Origin of the sequence: Salinivibrio sp. IB643 (assembly GCF_001996105.1) — a bacterium.
GTDB lineage: Bacteria > Pseudomonadota > Gammaproteobacteria > Enterobacterales > Vibrionaceae > Salinivibrio > Salinivibrio costicola.
Map to the genome: position 1 here is coordinate 34,800 of NZ_MUFF01000018.1, position 17,641 is coordinate 52,440.

At 47.9% G+C, this 17,641-nt stretch carries 17 protein-coding genes; 10 read left to right on the top strand and 7 right to left on the bottom strand.

All coding sequences use genetic code 11. The annotated features are described in order from the left end of the window. The first annotated feature begins 178 nt into the window (after positions 1-178). Positions 179-1,468, top strand: a complete 1,290-nt coding sequence (locus tag BZG77_RS09400; protein ID WP_077647047.1) for a citrate synthase — start codon at positions 179-181, stop codon at positions 1,466-1,468. Between the two features lie 53 nt (positions 1,469-1,521). On the opposite strand, the gene BZG77_RS09405 is transcribed toward BZG77_RS09400, so the two are convergent. Next, complete coding sequence (locus BZG77_RS09405; protein WP_077575960.1) at positions 1,522-2,280, bottom strand: Nif3-like dinuclear metal center hexameric protein; 759 nt, start codon at positions 2,278-2,280, stop codon at positions 1,522-1,524. Positions 2,281-2,414: 134 nt separating this feature from the next. Then, positions 2,415-2,612 (bottom strand): DUF2517 family protein, encoded by a 198-nt coding sequence (locus tag BZG77_RS09410; RefSeq protein WP_021022462.1) that lies wholly within the window; start codon positions 2,610-2,612, stop codon positions 2,415-2,417. A 139-nt stretch (positions 2,613-2,751) separates the two neighbouring features. On the opposite strand from BZG77_RS09410, the gene BZG77_RS09415 reads away from it, so the two are divergent. Continuing rightward, the gene (locus BZG77_RS09415) at positions 2,752-3,576 is read left to right on the top strand and encodes a DUF1853 family protein (protein ID WP_077647048.1); all 825 of its coding nucleotides are present in this window, start codon (positions 2,752-2,754) and stop codon (positions 3,574-3,576) included. A gap of 55 nt (positions 3,577-3,631) precedes the next feature. Here the strand turns inward: BZG77_RS09415 and pgm are convergent, their stop codons facing one another. Both pgm and seqA read right to left on the bottom strand, forming a co-directional pair. Further along, on the bottom strand, positions 3,632-5,278 hold the full coding sequence (gene pgm / locus BZG77_RS09420) for a phosphoglucomutase (alpha-D-glucose-1,6-bisphosphate-dependent) (RefSeq protein WP_077647049.1): 1,647 nt from the start codon (positions 5,276-5,278) through the stop codon (positions 3,632-3,634). 28 nt (positions 5,279-5,306) lie between these two features. Next, a complete protein-coding gene (seqA, locus tag BZG77_RS09425; protein WP_077647050.1) occupies positions 5,307-5,852 on the bottom strand; it encodes a replication initiation negative regulator SeqA in 546 nt (181 codons plus the stop codon). Positions 5,853-5,951: 99 nt separating this feature from the next. On the opposite strand from seqA, the gene BZG77_RS09430 reads away from it, so the two are divergent. The 3 genes from BZG77_RS09430 (at position 5,952) to fldA (ending at position 7,644) form a co-directional block, all read left to right on the top strand. Continuing rightward, positions 5,952-6,725 (top strand): alpha/beta fold hydrolase, encoded by a 774-nt coding sequence (locus tag BZG77_RS09430; RefSeq protein ID WP_077647051.1) that lies wholly within the window; start codon positions 5,952-5,954, stop codon positions 6,723-6,725. 60 nt (positions 6,726-6,785) lie between these two features. Beyond that, positions 6,786-7,007, top strand: a complete 222-nt coding sequence (locus tag BZG77_RS09435) for a DUF2788 domain-containing protein (RefSeq protein ID WP_021022467.1) — start codon at positions 6,786-6,788, stop codon at positions 7,005-7,007. A 109-nt stretch (positions 7,008-7,116) separates the two neighbouring features. Continuing rightward, positions 7,117-7,644 carry a flavodoxin FldA gene (gene fldA / locus BZG77_RS09440; RefSeq protein ID WP_077460163.1) on the top strand — a complete coding sequence of 176 codons (528 nt, stop codon included), beginning with the start codon at positions 7,117-7,119 and terminating at the stop codon, positions 7,642-7,644. A 59-nt stretch (positions 7,645-7,703) separates the two neighbouring features. Here the strand turns inward: fldA and BZG77_RS09445 are convergent, their stop codons facing one another. Beyond that, positions 7,704-8,192, bottom strand: coding sequence for a DUF4442 domain-containing protein (locus tag BZG77_RS09445; protein WP_077460162.1), 489 nt, complete (start codon positions 8,190-8,192; stop codon positions 7,704-7,706). Between the two features lie 196 nt (positions 8,193-8,388). On the opposite strand from BZG77_RS09445, the gene fcrX reads away from it, so the two are divergent. After that, positions 8,389-8,835 carry a ferric iron uptake transcriptional regulator FcrX gene (gene fcrX / locus BZG77_RS09450; RefSeq protein ID WP_021022470.1) on the top strand — a complete coding sequence of 149 codons (447 nt, stop codon included), beginning with the start codon at positions 8,389-8,391 and terminating at the stop codon, positions 8,833-8,835. A gap of 70 nt (positions 8,836-8,905) precedes the next feature. Here the strand turns inward: fcrX and glnS are convergent, their stop codons facing one another. Together glnS and nagE are read right to left on the bottom strand one after the other, a co-directional pair. Next, positions 8,906-10,573, bottom strand: a complete 1,668-nt coding sequence (gene glnS / locus BZG77_RS09455; protein ID WP_077647052.1) for a glutamine--tRNA ligase — start codon at positions 10,571-10,573, stop codon at positions 8,906-8,908. Positions 10,574-10,788: 215 nt separating this feature from the next. After that, positions 10,789-12,291: an N-acetylglucosamine-specific PTS transporter subunit IIBC gene (gene nagE / locus BZG77_RS09460; RefSeq protein ID WP_077647053.1), complete on the bottom strand. Its 1,503-nt coding sequence runs from the start codon at positions 12,289-12,291 to the stop codon at positions 10,789-10,791. Between the two features lie 318 nt (positions 12,292-12,609). Between nagE and nagB the strand changes: the two genes are divergently transcribed. From nagB to BZG77_RS09480, 4 genes are all read left to right on the top strand, one after another. Next, positions 12,610-13,410 carry a glucosamine-6-phosphate deaminase gene (gene nagB / locus BZG77_RS09465; RefSeq protein ID WP_077647054.1) on the top strand — a complete coding sequence of 267 codons (801 nt, stop codon included), beginning with the start codon at positions 12,610-12,612 and terminating at the stop codon, positions 13,408-13,410. An 11-nt stretch (positions 13,411-13,421) separates the two neighbouring features. Beyond that, positions 13,422-14,558 (top strand): N-acetylglucosamine-6-phosphate deacetylase, encoded by a 1,137-nt coding sequence (nagA, locus tag BZG77_RS09470; RefSeq protein ID WP_077647055.1) that lies wholly within the window; start codon positions 13,422-13,424, stop codon positions 14,556-14,558. Between the two features lie 7 nt (positions 14,559-14,565). Next, on the top strand, positions 14,566-15,780 hold the full coding sequence (nagC, locus tag BZG77_RS09475) for a DNA-binding transcriptional regulator NagC (RefSeq protein WP_077647056.1): 1,215 nt from the start codon (positions 14,566-14,568) through the stop codon (positions 15,778-15,780). Positions 15,781-15,951: 171 nt separating this feature from the next. After that, complete coding sequence (locus tag BZG77_RS09480) at positions 15,952-17,532, top strand: cation:proton antiporter family protein (protein WP_077647057.1); 1,581 nt, start codon at positions 15,952-15,954, stop codon at positions 17,530-17,532. The last annotated feature ends 109 nt before the right edge of the window (positions 17,533-17,641 follow it).

Sequence of the window (17,641 nt, forward strand, 5' to 3'; positions counted from 1 at the left end):
GACCGGAATCTCACAACAGATATTTAACCCCCATTGCAAATAAGTTATTAACTAACGCACATAAGTTATTAACTGACGCACACATCGATAGGTTAAAAATTGACATAATAGAGGTCGATCGGTAAAACGGATGGGTCCGTATCCTGGATGGGATTATAAAATAACAAAGGAGATTGTTATGGCAGAGAAGAAAGCTACCCTACATATCGAAGGGAAAGCACCAATCGAACTGCCGATTATCGGAGGCACTGTCGGCCCGGATGTGATCGATGTGCGTAAGCTAGTCAATGAAGGTTACTTCACGTTTGATCCGGGGTTTGTTGCGACAGGATCTTGCGATTCGCAAATCACCTACATCGACGGCGAAGCGGGTGTTTTGCTGCACCGTGGTTTTCCAATAGATCAACTTGCCAATAACGCTGATTACTTAGAAGTCTGTTACATCCTGCTCTACGGCGAAGTCCCTACAAAAAAACAATACGATGGTTTTCGTTCTATGATCGTGCGCCACACCATGGTTCACGAACAAATCGCGAGTTTCTTCCATGGTTTCCGTCGTGATGCTCACCCTATGGCCGTTATGGTCGGGGTTGTAGGGGCGCTTGCCGCGTTCTACCACGATTCTCTCGACATCAACAATGATACACACCGTGAAATTACGGCGTTTCGTTTGCTGTCGAAGATGCCTACTCTGGCGGCTATGTGTTACAAGTATTCGATTGGCCAGCCATTTATTTATCCACGTAACGATCTGGACTATGCAGAGAACTTCCTTCATATGATGTTTGCCACACCATGTGAAGAATATGAGGTGAATTCGGTAGTTGCGCGCGCGATGGATAAGATTTTCACCCTACACGCGGATCATGAGCAAAATGCCTCAACATCCACGGTACGCCTAGCGGGATCATCGGGAGCCAATCCGTTTGCTTGTATTGCTGCCGGTATCGCGTCCTTGTGGGGGCCGGCACATGGCGGGGCCAATGAAGCTTGCTTGCGCATGCTCGAGCAAATCGGCCATGTCGATAACATTCCTGAGTACATTGAACGCGCTAAGGATAAAGATGATCCTTTCCGCTTAATGGGCTTTGGTCACCGGGTTTACAAGAACTATGACCCACGTGCAACGGTCATGCGCGAAGCATGTCATGAAGTGCTTGAAGAGCTACAAATTCAAGACCCGTTATTGGATGTGGCGATGGAATTAGAACGCATCGCACTCTCCGATCAATACTTCATCGACAAGAAATTGTATCCGAATGTCGATTTCTACTCGGGCATCATCCTCAAAGCCATCGGTATTCCCACATCGATGTTTACCGTTATCTTCGCGATGTCGCGGACGATCGGTTGGATTGCTCATTGGAACGAAATGCATACGGATCCACACAAGCGCATTGGTCGTCCACGCCAGCTTTACTCAGGCTATACCCAGCGTGAATTCACGTCGATGGATAAACGCGATTGATTGCGACACCTTGATGATAGAGCTAACGAAGCCGCCTCGATGGGCGGCTTTTTTTATGCCGGATTGTCGATATCGACAAAGTGCGTGGTAAGCCCATGATGGTCAGCTAACCACTCACCCAACGCTTTAACCCCATAACGTTCTGTTGCATGGTGCCCCGCGGCAACATAATGTACACCCTGCTCGCGCGCTGAAAACGTGGTTCGCTCAGAAATTTCACCCGATAAATATGCATCCATGCCTTGCTCGGCAGCTAAGTCGATAAAGTCTTGCGCCCCTCCCGTGCACAGGCCGACGGTCTCAATCCGTGCTGTCCTGCCACCGTCAACGACAAGTGGCGTTCGGTTAAGCACGGTCGCAACTTGTTGCTCGAATTGGCCAAGAGTCATCGGTGTTGATAATTTGCCATAGACAGGAATGGAGACTGGATTATTGGGCTCCAAGCCACCTATGAGCTCAATCCCCAATCGTTTGGCTAGCTGGGCGTTATTGCCTAATGTGGGATGGATATCAAGCGGCAAATGGTAACCGTATAAGTTGATACCGTTTTCAATCAACATCTTAATCCGTTGATACTTCATGCCGCGTATTGATTGCGACTCACCACGCCAAAAGTAGCCATGATGAACCAAGATAGCATCGGCTTGATATTCAATTGCTTTATCAATTAGGTCTTGGCAGGCCGTCACGCCAGTAACAATGGTTTGTACATTATCGCGGCCTTGAACTTGTAATCCGTTTGGGCTGTAGTCTTTAACTTGTTCAGGTTTCAGTTCAGCGTTAAGCAGGGCTTCTAGCTGGAAATTATTCATAGCAATCACATTCACTTGCGAGACAATGGCAACAGTGTAACCTGACAAGTAAAGATAAAAAAAGCGGCTAGCATTGATGCTAACCGCCTTTTTCAACCACACGAAGTTGTGCGTTTAAGTTACGTCTTCGCGGGTTACAGATAGCCCCCAGCTTTCTCGGACTCAGCCAGCCATACAGGTTTGGTGCTGTCTTTAAGCCATACTTGGTGCAAATGGCTATAAATACGAGAAGCCAGCGATGGCGCAATCAGCGTTGGCAGGCAAGTGATGCCCGCCACTACGACAACACAACGACGCAGAACAACACGGGTTTTATCGAACGGTTTATACATAGCGAACCTCACTCATCTGACCAGTTATGTGTGAAGTCTATCATTAGCTTTGTAGTATTACTACATTTTGCTGATTTTTTTATCCTAAAAATACGCTTTTGGTGTTAACAAACGATTAACAAGGTAATTAAATTACATTATGGATTATCTGCGGTCACACCATTCACCGGACACGTTGTTTGCCAATCGGGAACAAATACAGGCGGATATAAAATGGCTACAACGCCAATTTCCGTTGTTGTCTTCTGAGCAGTTTTCGCTGGTGCCGCACGGACTTTTCTCGGCCGTCTCGGTATCGGCATCTAAACCGTACGCGGGCCCTAAGCGAATTGGCTTTTATTATCAATGGTTGCTCACTGAGTTAATCCATCATCATCCGCACTTGCGACTAGAAGCAGAGGAAATACAGGTTAATGAGGCTGGAAAAACACGAGGTGCCATTGATTTTTTGATTGAGTACCAAGGGCAGTTAGAGCACTGGGAAGTCGCGGTAAAATTTTATCTTGCTCACCAGAATCGCTGGCTGGGTCCGAACGCCAAGGACGCACTCGATATTAAAGTTGCGCGCATGATTGACCATCAATTGGCTCTGTCGAGTCATCCAAGCTTTTGCCAACAGTTTCCTCATTGGCGGCCCGCCCAAAAACGCTTAATGGTCCAAGGCCGGCTTTACCGTCATTACAGCCAGGATACTGACCTGCCCGACTGGCCTCCCGTTAATGCGGCAAGTGTCGGTGGTTGGTGGTRCTGGCCTGACGAACTGCCAACAGACAAAGAATTTGCCATGTTGGCCCGCGATCAATGGTTATCTCTGCCAGAGTTTGGTGAGTTATCCCCCATTGTCCCAGGCAGTCTCGGTAACATAGACCGCACGTGTCATTTGTTAGATAACACACAAACACCTTGGTTCGTGGTGCCGAACACTTGGCCTAACAACGCACCTTCGCCCGCCCCCAAAAAATAAAAAGCGCGCACTTAATCGTGCACGCTTTTTGCAAACGGAGAACGGAAACAGCGCGCTAGACGCCCTGTTGCTCAAACACGCGATCGACAATTTGTTGCGCTTCCTGTTCAATCAAGCGCAAGTGTTGCTCGCCTTTAAAGCTCTCACAGTAAATTTTATAAATGTCTTCGGTTCCTGATGGGCGAGCCGCAAACCAACCATGATCCGTGACCACTTTGAGTCCGCCAATTGCCGCGCCGTTACCCGGTGCATGAGTCAATTTAGCAGTGATGACATCCCCTGCTAAGGTGTCAGCTGTCACCATTTCCGGACGCAGTTGGCTCAGCACCTGCTTTTGTTGCGCGTTGGCGACCGCTTGCAAACGGTTATAGGCAGGATCCCCATGTTTATCCGCCAGCTTTTGATAATAAGCCTGTGGTGTCAGCCCCGTCACCGCCAGGATTTCTGCCGCCAGTAAGCAAAGAATAATACCATCTTTATCGGTAGACCAAGGCTGACCATCAAAGGTTAAAAACGACGCCCCCGCACTCTCTTCACCGCCAAAGCCAAGCGTCCCCTCATGCAAACCAGGCACGAACCACTTGAAGCCGACCGGAACTTCAACCAGCGGGCGTGATAAGTCATTGACGACTTTATCGATGATGGCACTAGACACCAGTGTTTTACCGACACCTAACCCTGCAGGCCACTGCTGACGATGTCGGAATAAATAATCAATGCACACCGCCAAGTAATGATTAGGATTCATCAAACCGGCGGGGGTCACAATGCCGTGACGATCAAAGTCGGGATCATTACCAAAAGCCAAGTCATAATCGTCTTTATAAGCGAGCAACCCAGCCATCGCATAAGCAGACGAACAATCCATCCGGATAACGCCATCACTATCGCGCGGCATAAAGCCAAACGTCGGGTCGACATGATCGTTAATCAAGGTAATATCGAGTTGATACTGAGTCGCAATCTGTTGCCAATAGGCGATACCTGCACCACCTAAAGGGTCAACAGCCAGCTTTAATCCCGCTTTTTGAATGGCTTCAATATCAACCACCTGCGTCAGACCGACAACATAAGGGGTCACGAGATCTTTTTCAACGTAATAGTCGCTGGCCATCGCCGCATCAATATCGATGTGTTGAACACCCTCTAAATAGGTATCGATGTATCGATTGGCTCGGGATTCAATCGCCTTGGTGATTTCTCCCTCTGCCGGCCCGCCATGTGGTGGATTATATTTAATGCCGCCATCTTGCGGTGGATTATGTGACGGGGTAATGACAATGCCATCCGCTTGTTCAGCATGATCACGATTATAAGCCAGAATTTGCTGGGAAATGCCCGGTGTTGGCGTATAGCCCTGATTTGCCTGTGCGATAATTTGCACCTGATTCGCCGCCAACACTTGTATGACCGCCCCAAACGCAGGCGCAGACAATGCATGCGTATCTTTACCGACAAACACTGGCCCTGTGATGCCACGGGCTTGGCGTTCATCACAGATTGCCTGTGCAATCGCTAAAATATGATCACGATTGAAGGTGGTATTTAATGCGCTCCCGCGATGACCTGACGTACCAAAAGCAACTTGTTGTTCGGGTTGCCCTGGCCGAGGTTGAGCTTGGAAAAAACGCGTAACAAGCGCAGGAATATCACACAAGTCTGCTGCTTGTGCGCGTTGTCCTGCTTGGGGATGCACTGCCATATTTCTCTTCTCCCATGAGTGGCATAGATTAAATCGCGTTCACAACCTTCTCGGTCAAATCACTGGGGAACTGCATTTTTTCCATCAACTGCTCCACCATTTGGCGTTTGCGACCAGTGTTGGTATTGGTGATGACCCAAAAAGGTGTATCTGGAATCTGTTTAGGTTTGGTTGTTTTGCCGCTTTCCAACAGTGTTTGTGGATTATCGGAAAAATACAGACGAGTGCGTCCTTTTAACGCCATACCGTCCGCAAAACCTTGCTGATCAACACGGTATAAAGTGGTTAGGACAAGCATAAAACGGCCTATGGCACGATCTTGTGCGGCAAACTCATCTGAGTTCAAAAGCGTTCGCATCGCTTTGACACGATCAGTGGATACACTCCGTCCAGCATCTTTACTGACAACAATGCCACTAGAACGAGAGGACGTCGTCGGCGCAGCTTGGCTGGGCTGCGGTGCCGCATCCGACAGTAATAGGCGACGTAAAATGTCTGATGCACTTTCGCCAATATGCTGGGTTTGGCTGGCAATATAACGGTATAGATCGTCGTCAACCTCAATCGTTTTCATTGTTTTTCATCGCGTCCTGTTTATCGTTTGACGGGGCGATTATACAGAGATAGATAGGTATACTCTACGTTAAAGCCAGTAATCTGAGAGAAAAGCAACGTGTTGTTAAATGGAAAATCTCGTGGTGAGGGGTCACCACTCGTATTAATCCACGGTTTATTTGGGGATCTGGATAATTTAGGTGGGCTAGCTAAAAGCCTTGCTCAGCATTTTTGTGTCTATCAGATTGATCTCCCCAACCATGGACAGTCCTATCATACTACGAGTATGGATTATCAAAGCCAGTCAGATGCTGTGATTGCTTGGATGAACGCACAACATCTTGAGACGGTCACGCTGGTGGGCCATTCGATGGGCGGCAAAGTCGCCATGGCTATCGCCCAGCGTTTTCCCGAACGCGTCTCGCAGCTGGTAGTGATGGACATTGCCCCCGTCGACTACCAAGTTAGCCGACATGACAATGTCTTTAACGCACTACGCGAGACCCAAACAGTTACCTTAGAAAATCGCCAGCAAGCGCAATCGATCATGAATCGATCGATCGAAAACCCAGGTGTAACCCAATTTTTATTGAAATCACTCTATAAAACCGATCACGGTCACTACGACTGGCGCTTTAATATTGATAATCTTTATCACGGTTATCGTGACATCATGGGGTGGACAGCCTTTGGACCGTATTCAGGCCCAACATTATTTGTTAAAGGACAGAACTCTGAATACATCCAGTCTGAGCATCGCGATACCATTGTCGCGCAGTTCCCCCATTCAAAAGCGCACATGGTGGCAGGCACAGGGCATTGGCTACATGCAGAAAAGCCAGCCATGGTCGCAAGTGTCATCGAACGCTTTTTAATGCCGGGCGAGCGTTAACAGTTAAGCAACCCTTGTGGTATATTGCGCCGCAGAAGTCGGTGCTCAATGGAGGCACGCATGCTTTACGAGCACTTTCAATTGCTCGAAAAAATTGGTCTAGATCTCGTCTTCGCCGCGATTTTCTTTTTTATCGGCATGGCAATTAAAGACGTGTTACGTGAGGGCAACGTACCAGTATTCGGTCGACGAATCGTCTGGTTTGTGCTCACGCTAGGCTGTGTCGGCTTTATCGTAAAAGGGGTTATTCAATTGGTTTGGGAAGGCGTCGGTATCGGCTAACCCAACGGAGAATAATCGCCTATACATATGGGTGTGAAAAAGCACGGCTTTTTCTTAAATTCGAGTTAGTTGCAAACAGCAACCCACTGACAAAAACGGGTATTTTTATATGGCGAGTGTAGGTCTCTTCTTTGGTAGTGACACAGGCAACACTGAAGCAATTGCGAAAAGCATTCAAAAGCAGCTGGGCAAGCAAATGGTCCACGTGCAAGACATCGCGAAAAGCAGCAAAGAAGATATTGATAACTTCGATCTGCTGCTGATCGGGATCCCAACTTGGTATTATGGTGAAGCGCAGTGTGATTGGGATGATTTCTTTCCCGAGCTAGAGCAAATCGACTTTTCCACCAAACTCGTTGCCATTTTCGGCTGTGGTGACCAAGAAGATTACGCAGAATACTTCTGTGACGCAATGGGCACAGTGCGTGATATTATTGAAGCCAAGGGCGCGACCATCATTGGTCACTGGCCAACGGAAGGATACGAGTTTGAAGCCTCGCAAGCCCTTGTGGATGATAGCCACTTTGTCGGCTTATGCGTTGATGAAGATCGCCAACCAGAGTTGACCGACGAACGTGTGAGCAAATGGGTTAAGCAAATTCACGAAGAAATGTGTTTAGCCGAACTCGAAGACTAAAACACACTGATTCGAGAGACGAAGAAACGCCAAGACGAGCTTAGCCTTGGCGTTTTTTATTACGCAGCTTCTTTGGGCGAGATATCACGGTATTGCCGTTTCTTTCTCACATACAGCGTGCGCTTGACTTCTGCAACTACCTCGCCATGTGCATCTTTCACATGCACCACAAATTCGGGTAACACCTTGTCACCCCGCCCTGCCTTATGCTGAATATCGGTTAATACCGCTTCGCTGATCACAAAATCTGCATATAAATCGGTGGTCCCAGGCTTGATGAAATTGATATCAGCTTGCTTGTCCCACACATGGTACTGTGGCCCTAAAATGCCCATTAACATCAATGCGTAAACAGGATCAGTTAAGGAGAAGATACTGCCGCCATATTGAGTACGATTGGCATTTTTGTTCCACCAACGTAACTTTAATCGCATATTGACACGTTTAAAGTCAGGGCTGATGTTTTCAATACGAATACCGGCCCCCCAAAACGGTGGCCAGCTATTAAGTGCCCACTTCACCACTCGTGGCTTATAGAAACGATTCATGGTTTATTGACTTCCTTATCTGGTCCAACCAGGCAATATTCACATCTTGTAAACATTGATGCAACCAAAGATGGACAATTTTCGTGCGCAGAAAGCATGGCTGATGTAGCGAGAGCAGTGCAATTTTGATAGTCTTATAGAATATTTTCTTGCTAATCCAACTGTCTTCACAGAGACAGAAAACAGGTAGATACACATGTCAGACAATAACCAGGCGTTGAAGCAAGCTGGACTGAAAGTCACGCTCCCACGACTCAAGATCCTAGAAGTGCTGCAACAGCCAGATTGCCAACACATCAGTGCCGAAGACCTGTATAAGAAGTTAATTGATCTAGGCGAAGAAATTGGCCTAGCGACGGTCTACCGCGTATTGAACCAATTTGATGATGCGGGCATTGTAACGCGTCACCATTTTGAAGGCGGTAAATCGGTCTTTGAACTCGCGACACAGCATCATCACGATCACTTAGTTTGCCTTGATTGCGGTAAAGTCATTGAGTTTTCTGACGACTTAATTGAAGAGCGTCAGAAAGAGATTGCCGCCCGTTTTAATGTGAAATTAACCAACCATAGCCTGTATCTGTATGGCCACTGTCAGGAGGGCGACTGCAAAGCCGATCCTTCCATTCACAACGCAGATTAATCGATGCTCACCGACTAACGGTGTGACATAACAACAAAAAAGCCGGCGTGATAAACACGCCGGCTTTTTATTACTTCCCTTCTATTTTCGCCCAAGTATCCCTTAGGCTCACTGTTCGGTTAAAAACAAGTGCATCGGGTTGGCTATCTTTGTTATCGACACAGAAATAGCCCGTCCGCTCGAACTGATAACCCTTTTCAGCCGGCGCATTCTGCATACTTGGCTCGACATAGCCTTGCTGTATTTGCAGTGACTCTGGATTAATCGTCTCGGCAAAGTTATCTGCACTTGCTGGATTAGGTACCGTAAAGAGGCGATCATACAAACGGAACTCAGCAGGTAACGCCTTATCGGCAGATACCCAATGGATAACGCCTTTGACTTTACGACCATCGGCTGGGTCTTTCCCTAACGTATCGGGGTCGTAGCGACAATACACCGTGGTAATATTGCCGTCTTCGTCCTTGTCACAGCGTTCTGCTTTCACCACATAGGCATTACGCAAACGCACTTCTTTGTCTAACACCAGACGCTTATATTTTTTGTTTGCTGATTCGCGGAAGTCTTCGCGCTCAATCCAGATTTCACTCGAGAAGGGTACCTGGCGGGTTCCCATTTCGGGTTGGTTCGGATGATTCGGCGCGTCAAGCCACTCAACACCGTCTGCTTTGTTTTCAATCACCAGTTTAATGGGATCAAGAACAGCCATTGCGCGCGGTGCGTTGTCGTTCAAGTCGTCACGGACACAAGACTCCAAAGAGCTCATTTCAATGGTGTTGTCTTGCTTAGTGACACCAATGCGCCGACAAAACTCACGAATCGACGCCGGTGTATAGCCGCGACGACGTAAGCCAGAGATAGTCAGCATACGTGGGTCATCCCAACCTTTAACGAGTTGTTCTTCCACTAATTGATTGAGTTTACGTTTTGACATCACCGTATATTCGAGGTTCAGACGGCTAAATTCATACTGATGAGGCGTACACTCAATGGTGATGTTTTCCAGTACCCAATCATACAATCGACGGTTGTCTTGAAACTCTAACGTACAAAGAGAGTGAGTAATGCCCTCAAGCGCATCAGAAATGCAGTGGGTGAAGTCATACATTGGGTAAATGCACCACTTATCCCCAGTTTGGTGATGATGGACAAAACGAACGCGATAAAGCACAGGATCACGCATCACCATAAACGGCGATGCCATGTCTATCTTGGCTCGTAGACAGGCTTTTCCTTCTTCGAACTCCCCCGCGCGCATTTTTTCAAACAGTGCGAGGTTTTCTTCAACAGTACGCTCACGGTAAGGGCTATGTTTGCCCGGCGCCGTCAGGGTACCGCGATACTCGCGGATCTCATCGGGCGTGAGCTCTTCAACATACGCCAATCCTTTTTTAATCAACTCGATGGCATAACCATAAAGCTTATCAAAGTAGTTTGAGGAGTAACGCACCTCTCCCGCCCAATCAAAGCCTAGCCACTGCACATCACGCTTGATTGATTCGACATACTCAACGTTTTCTTTCTCTGGATTGGTATCGTCAAAACGCAGGTTACATTCACCCTGATAGTCTTGCGCAATCCCAAAATTCAAACAAATTGATTTAGCATGGCCGATGTGCAAATACCCATTCGGCTCCGGTGGGAAACGTGTCACGATCGCTGTGTGTTTCCCTTCCGCCAAATCTTTATCAATGATTTGGCGAATAAAGTTAGTGGGACGAGCTTCAGCATCACTCATCAAGGTTACCTCGTATCAAAAATGCGAATTTTAAAGCTACATAAATGTTATGATCGCTCATTCCGCCCTCTGACTCAACCCGTTGTTGTGATTGTCTTTGCTACGCCCTCTTAATTGTTACTTTTTTAGACGAAACCAACATGCTCCGTGGATAAAAAAACGCCCAGCAACCCGCTGAGCGTTTTCATCGTCATTATTTATCATTCAAACTAAGTTTAAGGCAACGACACCTTGGAGAGATCTTCATCTTCAGGGATCTGCTTGAGCTCCCCGGCAATAATCTCTGCCAATGGACCGAGGATAACCTGCAAGTTATTTTCGCCGAGTTTAACCACGCCCATCGCACCAATCGCTTTCAGCTTCGCTTCATCAACAATATCACGGTCAGCAACTGACAGACGCAAACGCGTAATACAGGCATCAATCGAAGTCAGGTTTTGATGGCCGCCTAATGCTTTCAAATATTGACGCGCAAGTTCACGATTATCACTCTTGCCACTGTTGTTGGCAGGCGCACTTTCAACCGCGTCATCTTCTCGACCTGGCGTTTTCAAGTTCATTGCCATGATAGCCGCTCGGAAGGTGGCATAGTAGAGCACAAAGAACACCAGCCCCATGACAGGAAGCATATACCATTCGTTGGCGACAGGGTTTTTCGAAGACAACACCAAGTCAACAAGGCCTGCCGAGAAACCAAAGCCTGCCGTCCAATTGAACGTTGCAGCAATGAACAACGAAATACCGGTCAAGAACGCATGCAAGACAAATAGCACTGGCGCGACGAACAGGAAGGCAAACTCAAGCGGTTCAGTCACCCCGGTAAAGAAAGCCGCAAAACCTGCCGCAATCATGATCGATGCTACACGTGCTTTATTCTCTGGGCGAGCGGTGTGATACATAGCCAACGCTGCACCCGGTAGGCCAAACATCATCACGGGGAAGAAACCGGCCATATACATACCTGTAGCGCCTTTAATCGCCTCACCAGATTCTAGGCCTTGCGCACCGAGCCAGAAACGACCCAAGTCATTAATCCCGACGGTATCGAACCAGAATACCGCATTCAGCGCATGATGCAGCCCGACTGGAATAAGTAGGCGGTTAAAGAAGCCGTAAAGACCAGCACCGGCGGCGCCTAAGTTGGTAATGCTTTCACCGAAGTGAACCAGGCCACCAAACACCACAGGCCAGACAAACATCAGTACAAACGAAATGGCGATAGCCACCACAGATACCAGGATAGGTACCAAGCGTTTACCACTAAAGAAGGCCAACGCTTTTGGCAGCTCAACGCCGCTATAGCGATTATAAAGCTCAGCCGATACCACACCAATCAAGATACCGATAAACTGGTTATTGATTTTGCTAAACGCTAACTCATTGTTACCCAGAGAAATATCGATTAAACCAATTTGGCTAACCGCGCCTGGGGCACATAACGTGGTGATCACCATAAAGCCAACAAAGCCCGCCAGTGCCGCCGCACCGTCTTTATCTTTTGACATCCCATATGCCACACCAATGGCAAATAAGACGGACATGTTATCAATGATCGCCGCGCCTGACTTAATCATAAAAGCAGCAAGGGCATTATTTGCGCCCCAACCGGTTGGATCCAGCCAGTAACCGACCCCCATTAAGATCGCAGCTGCAGGTAGTACCGCTACCGGCACCATCAGCGCACGACCTATACGTTGTGCATAACCAAGAATATTCACCGTCGTTCCCCCTGTGTATTTTTCTGTGTTCAGCAATTGTGCGTCTATGCGCCTTTGCTGGAACCACCACTTGAGCATTCACTCAAGGACTTTTTATTAAATCACTTCTTTTGTAAAGCAATGTTATTCACTTGCAGTTTATGGCAATAAATTCGCTTCGCAAATTAAACCCGTGCTATTTGTGAGCATCATCACCGAACAACCCCAAAACAGAAGAAAATTGTTAGCCTGATCATAAAACTTATTTTATGATGAAAATAAATGTACATATCCGTTATGCTAGAGCCTAGATTCCGGAACCGATTACCGAGGTGACTCATGCGACTCATTCCTTTACAAACCAGCCAGCAAGTTGGTCTTTGGTCGGCGCGTTACATCGTCGATACCATTAACCAGTTTGCCCCGACCGCAGACCACCCTTTTGTGTTAGGTTTGCCGACCGGTGGCACCCCACTGAATACCTACAACCAATTGATTAAACTTCATAAAAAAGGCGAAATTAGCTTTGAACATGTGGTGACATTCAATATGGACGAATACTGTGGTATCCCGGCCAATCATCCGCAGGCCTATCGTACCTTTATGTATGAAAACTTCTTTAACCACATTGATATTCAAGAAAAAAACATCAACCTGCTTGATGGAAATGCGACCGATATCGAGGCGGAATGCCAAGGCTATGAAGAAAAAATCAAAGCCTACGGCAAAATTCATCTCTTTATGGGCGGTGTGGGTAACGATGGCCACATTGCATTTAATGAACCGGCCTCTTCGTTAGCATCGCGAACTCGGATCAAAACCTTGACCGAAGACACGCGTGTGGCAAACTCTCGCTTCTTTGATAATGATATCAATCAAGTGCCAAAACACGCGCTCACCATTGGTGTTGGTACGCTACTCGATGCCGAAGAAGTCATGATTCTGGTTACTGGTGCCAATAAAGCGCAAGCGCTCGAAGCGGCGGTGGAAGGGTCAGTCAATCATCTTTGGACCGTCTCGGCACTGCAGCTTCATCCCAAGGCCATGATTGTGTGCGATTCGCCCTCAACCGCAGAGCTAAAAGTCAAAACGGTGAAGTACTTTCAAGAGCTTGAAGCCCAAAATATCCATCATTTATAAGGAATTTAAGCATGTATGCTCTAACCCACTGCCGGATTTTTACTGGCCATGAGGTACTTGATGATCATGCCATCGTCATTCGGGAAGGCCTGATTGCAGACGTGTGCCCACAACATGCGCTTTCCACTGACATTGAAACACGCAGTCTAGAAGGTGCGATGGTTAGCCCTGGTTTTATTGATCTGCAGCTGAATGGCTGTGGCGGCGTGATGTTTAATGATGACATTACGTCCGATACCATCGACACCATGCACCAAGCGAATCTTAAATCAGGTTGCACTAATTTCCTGCCTACCCTGATCACCAGCTCTGATGCCGACATGAAAGCCGCTGTCGCCGCAATGCGGGACCATAAAGCCAAGCACCCGCATCAAGCACTTGGATTGCATTTAGAAGGGCCTTATTTAAATACTCAAAAAAAAGGAATTCATAGCGCCGATTATATTCGCCCAAGTAGCGATGACATGATTGCCTACTTATGCGATAACGCAGACGTCATTACAAAAGTTACCGTCGCGCCCGAGCTCACCCCCCGCGCCCATATCCAGGCGCTGACAAAGGCAGGGATCATCGTCTCGGCAGGACATACCAATGCGACCTACGCTGAAGCGAGAGAGGGCTTCGCCAATGGTATCGGCTTTGCTACGCACCTGTTTAATGCCATGACATCGATCACAGGGCGCGAGCCTGGGATGGTCGGTGCGATTTATGATACCCCCGATGTTTATACCGGCGTGATTGCCGATGGCTTTCATGTGTCATATGCCAATATTCGACTCGCGCACCAAGTAAAAAGGGATAAATTAGTGTTGGTTACCGATGCAGTCGCACCAGCAGGAGCCGACATGGATCACTTTATTTTTGTAGGTAAGAAAGTATATTACCGCGACGGTAAGTGTGTTGATGAAAATGGTACACTTGGCGGCTCAGCATTGACGATGGACCGAGCGGTGCATAACAGTGTTGAGCATGTAGGGATCGCCTTGGATGAAGCCTTGCGGATGGCGACGCTCTATCCTGCTCGCGCAATGGGCATTGATCAGCATTATGGCAGTATTCGTCCCGGAAAAGTCGCGAATCTTGCCATTTTTGACCGTTCAATCAACATTCAAGCAACGATCGTAAACGGGCACTATTTACACAGCTAGGACACCTATGACTGGCGGAAAAATTGGGAATGTCGATCTCGTAAAGCAACTGAACGGCGCAGCCGTTTATCGACTCATTGATCAACAAGGGCCTATTTCACGCATACAAATTGCTGATGTGAGTCGACTGGCTCCTGCAAGTGTGACAAAAATAACCCGCCAACTCCTGGAAAGAGGCCTGATCAAAGAAGTGGCACAACAGGCCTCAACCGGTGGACGTCGCGCCATTTCACTGACCACCGAGTGCGTCCCTTTTCATACGCTTGCCGTGCGATTGGGGCGTCATTTTATTGAGCTATCTTTGTATGACTTAAGCGGTGCCTCACTGGCTGAGCACGGTGAAACCTTTCATTACCAAGATCAAGATCAGTTGGTCAAAGGCTTAATCGATATCGTGAGCCAATTTATTGATACTCACCAACATGCCATTCGAGAGCTCATTGCCATTTCAGTTGTGATGCCAGGTTTGGTCGACCCAGATACTGGTGTGGTCGAGTACATGCCCAATATTAATATTCAGCAACTCGCGCTCGCCGATACACTGCGCGATGAATTTGGCGTGCAAGCCTTTGTTGGCAACGATATTCGAGGACAAGCACTCGCTGAGCACTACTTTGGCGCCAGTCAAGACTACTACGATTCAATGCTGGTCAGTGTGCATCACGGAACCGGGGCAGGGATTATCGTCAATGGCCAGATCTTTCTCGGTCACAACCGGAATGTGGGTGAACTCGGCCATGTTCAAATCGACCCTCTCGGTAAAAAATGCCAATGTGGTAACTTTGGCTGCCTGGAAACCGTCGCATCAAACGAGGCCATCATTGAGCATGCGCAGCAATTATTGGCTCAAGGTCATCCCAGCAGCCTAACGCACGATCAAACGTTAACCATCGAGGCCATTTGCCAAGCCGCCGAGCAAGGCGATGAGCTGGCCCGTCAAGTCTTAGTCAAAGTCGGTAATCATTTGGGTAAAGCGATCGCGATGACGGTGAACCTGTTTAACCCGCAGCTGGTTGTCATTGCGGGTAAGATCACCGCCGCCAAAAGTGTGGTATTCCCCGCCATTGAGCGCTGTGTAGAAAACCAGTCACTGCCAAGCTTCCACCAAAAACTGGCGATCGTTAGCGCGGATTTACAAACTCAGCCGACTATGGCGGCGTTTGCTTTAGTCAAGCGTGCGATGCTAAACGGTGAACTCCTTCAACAGTTACTCGAAGAATAATGCTATCGGGCTTGCTCCTCTGTAAGCCCGTTTTTCTCCCTTTTCACATCTATCCCTCATCGGCCAAGTTAGTGACTATTTTACATTCACAGATTGACCACAAAACGTGTACATTATAGCCACGTGACAGACAAGACGTTGTCTCATTCAACTCTGGAATAAGTATAAAATATGGAACTGGTTTTTATCTCAACCGCTTTTGTCAGTGGCTACATATTAATGCGCTGCCACCTTCCCCCTTTAGTTGGCTTTCTGCTCGCCGGTTTTGCTCTCCATGCAATGGGGTATCAATCCACCCCCGTGATCACCCAGCTAGCCGAACTAGGGGTCACCCTTCTCCTTTTCACAATTGGGTTGAAGCTCGATGTCAAAACGCTGTTTGCCAAAGAAATTTGGTTTGGCGCTACCGCGCACAATGTGCTGACAACCGGCTTTTTTACCTTAGCGCTAATGGGCCTGAAAGCCTTGAGTCTTCCCATGCTATCAAGCATGGGCCTGTCAGAGATGCTGCTACTCGGTTTTGCGTTATCTTTTTCTAGCACCGTCTTTGCGATTAAAGCCTTACAAGATAAAGGCGAACTCAACGCGACGTATGGCACCTTGGCGATTGGCATGCTGATCATGCAAGACATCTTCGCGGTGATCTTTTTGACAGCCACCTCAGGAAAAACACCTGATTTGACCGCATTATTGTTATTCGCTTTGCCTCTGCTCAAGCCCGTACTCGGCAAGCTACTCGATAAGGCAGGTCATGGGGAAATGCTGGTACTCTACGCTATTTTCCTTGCACTGGTTGCTGGCGCCGGGCTATTTGGCGCGGTCGGGATCAAGCCTGATTTAGGCGCGCTCATCTTGGGAATGTTACTCGCTAGCCATCCCCGCGCATCAGAAATGGCTAAATCTCTATTTAATATTAAAGAGTTATTCTTAATCTGCTTTTTCCTCAATATTGGCTTATCCGAGCAACCTACTTGGCAAAGTTTTAGTTTTGCGTTGATTTTAATGTTACTGCTGCCGATAAAAGGCATTTTGTATTATTGGGTCGTTAGTGGTTTTCGCTATCGTGTGCGCACCGCGCTGTTTACCACCCTTACCTTGTTCAACTTCAGTGAATTTGGTCTCATTGTCGGTGGACTGGCGTACCAAACCGGATTAATGCCTGGGCCGATTCTTGTCTCTATTGCTATCGCAGTCTCGCTCAGCTTTATCTTCTCTGCGCCGCTAAATACCTTTAGTAACGCGTTGTATACATGGGCCTCGCGCTGGTTACCCGAGCGTGCTCCAGATAAACTTCACACCAGTGAACAACCCATTAATCTCGGTGACGCCAGCATATTGGTATTGGGGATGGGGCGTATCGGCACAGGCGCCTACGATGAACTGGCGACCACTCATCAACAGCCCATCGTGGGGATTGATACCCGAGAGGAATCCGTCGCTCACCACCAGCAAGAAGGACGGCGGGTGATCCTAGGTGATGCCACCGACCCCGACTTTTGGTCCCGAGCGGTCTCAAATGGCAACGTATCACTGATTTTACTTGCTATGCCCAATAGCCAAGCCAATACACTGGCACTGGAACAAATCCGACAAACGCCCTTTAAGGGCAAAGTGGCCGCGATTGCTAAGTACCAAGATGAGTTGGAACAACTTAAGGCTCTGGGTGTGGACGAAGCCTTTAATATCTACCAAGAAGCAGGCAGTGGCTTTGCCCGCCATGTGCGAGAGCGCTTTTCGTCATCGGCTGACTAGCGCCGTTTTATCGCTGTTTTCTCCCTTATGACGCACAAGACGCTGACGCTTCTTGTGCGTTTTTGTATGTTATCTGTGCTATTTTTAGTTTTTATTCGCTATTTATCAT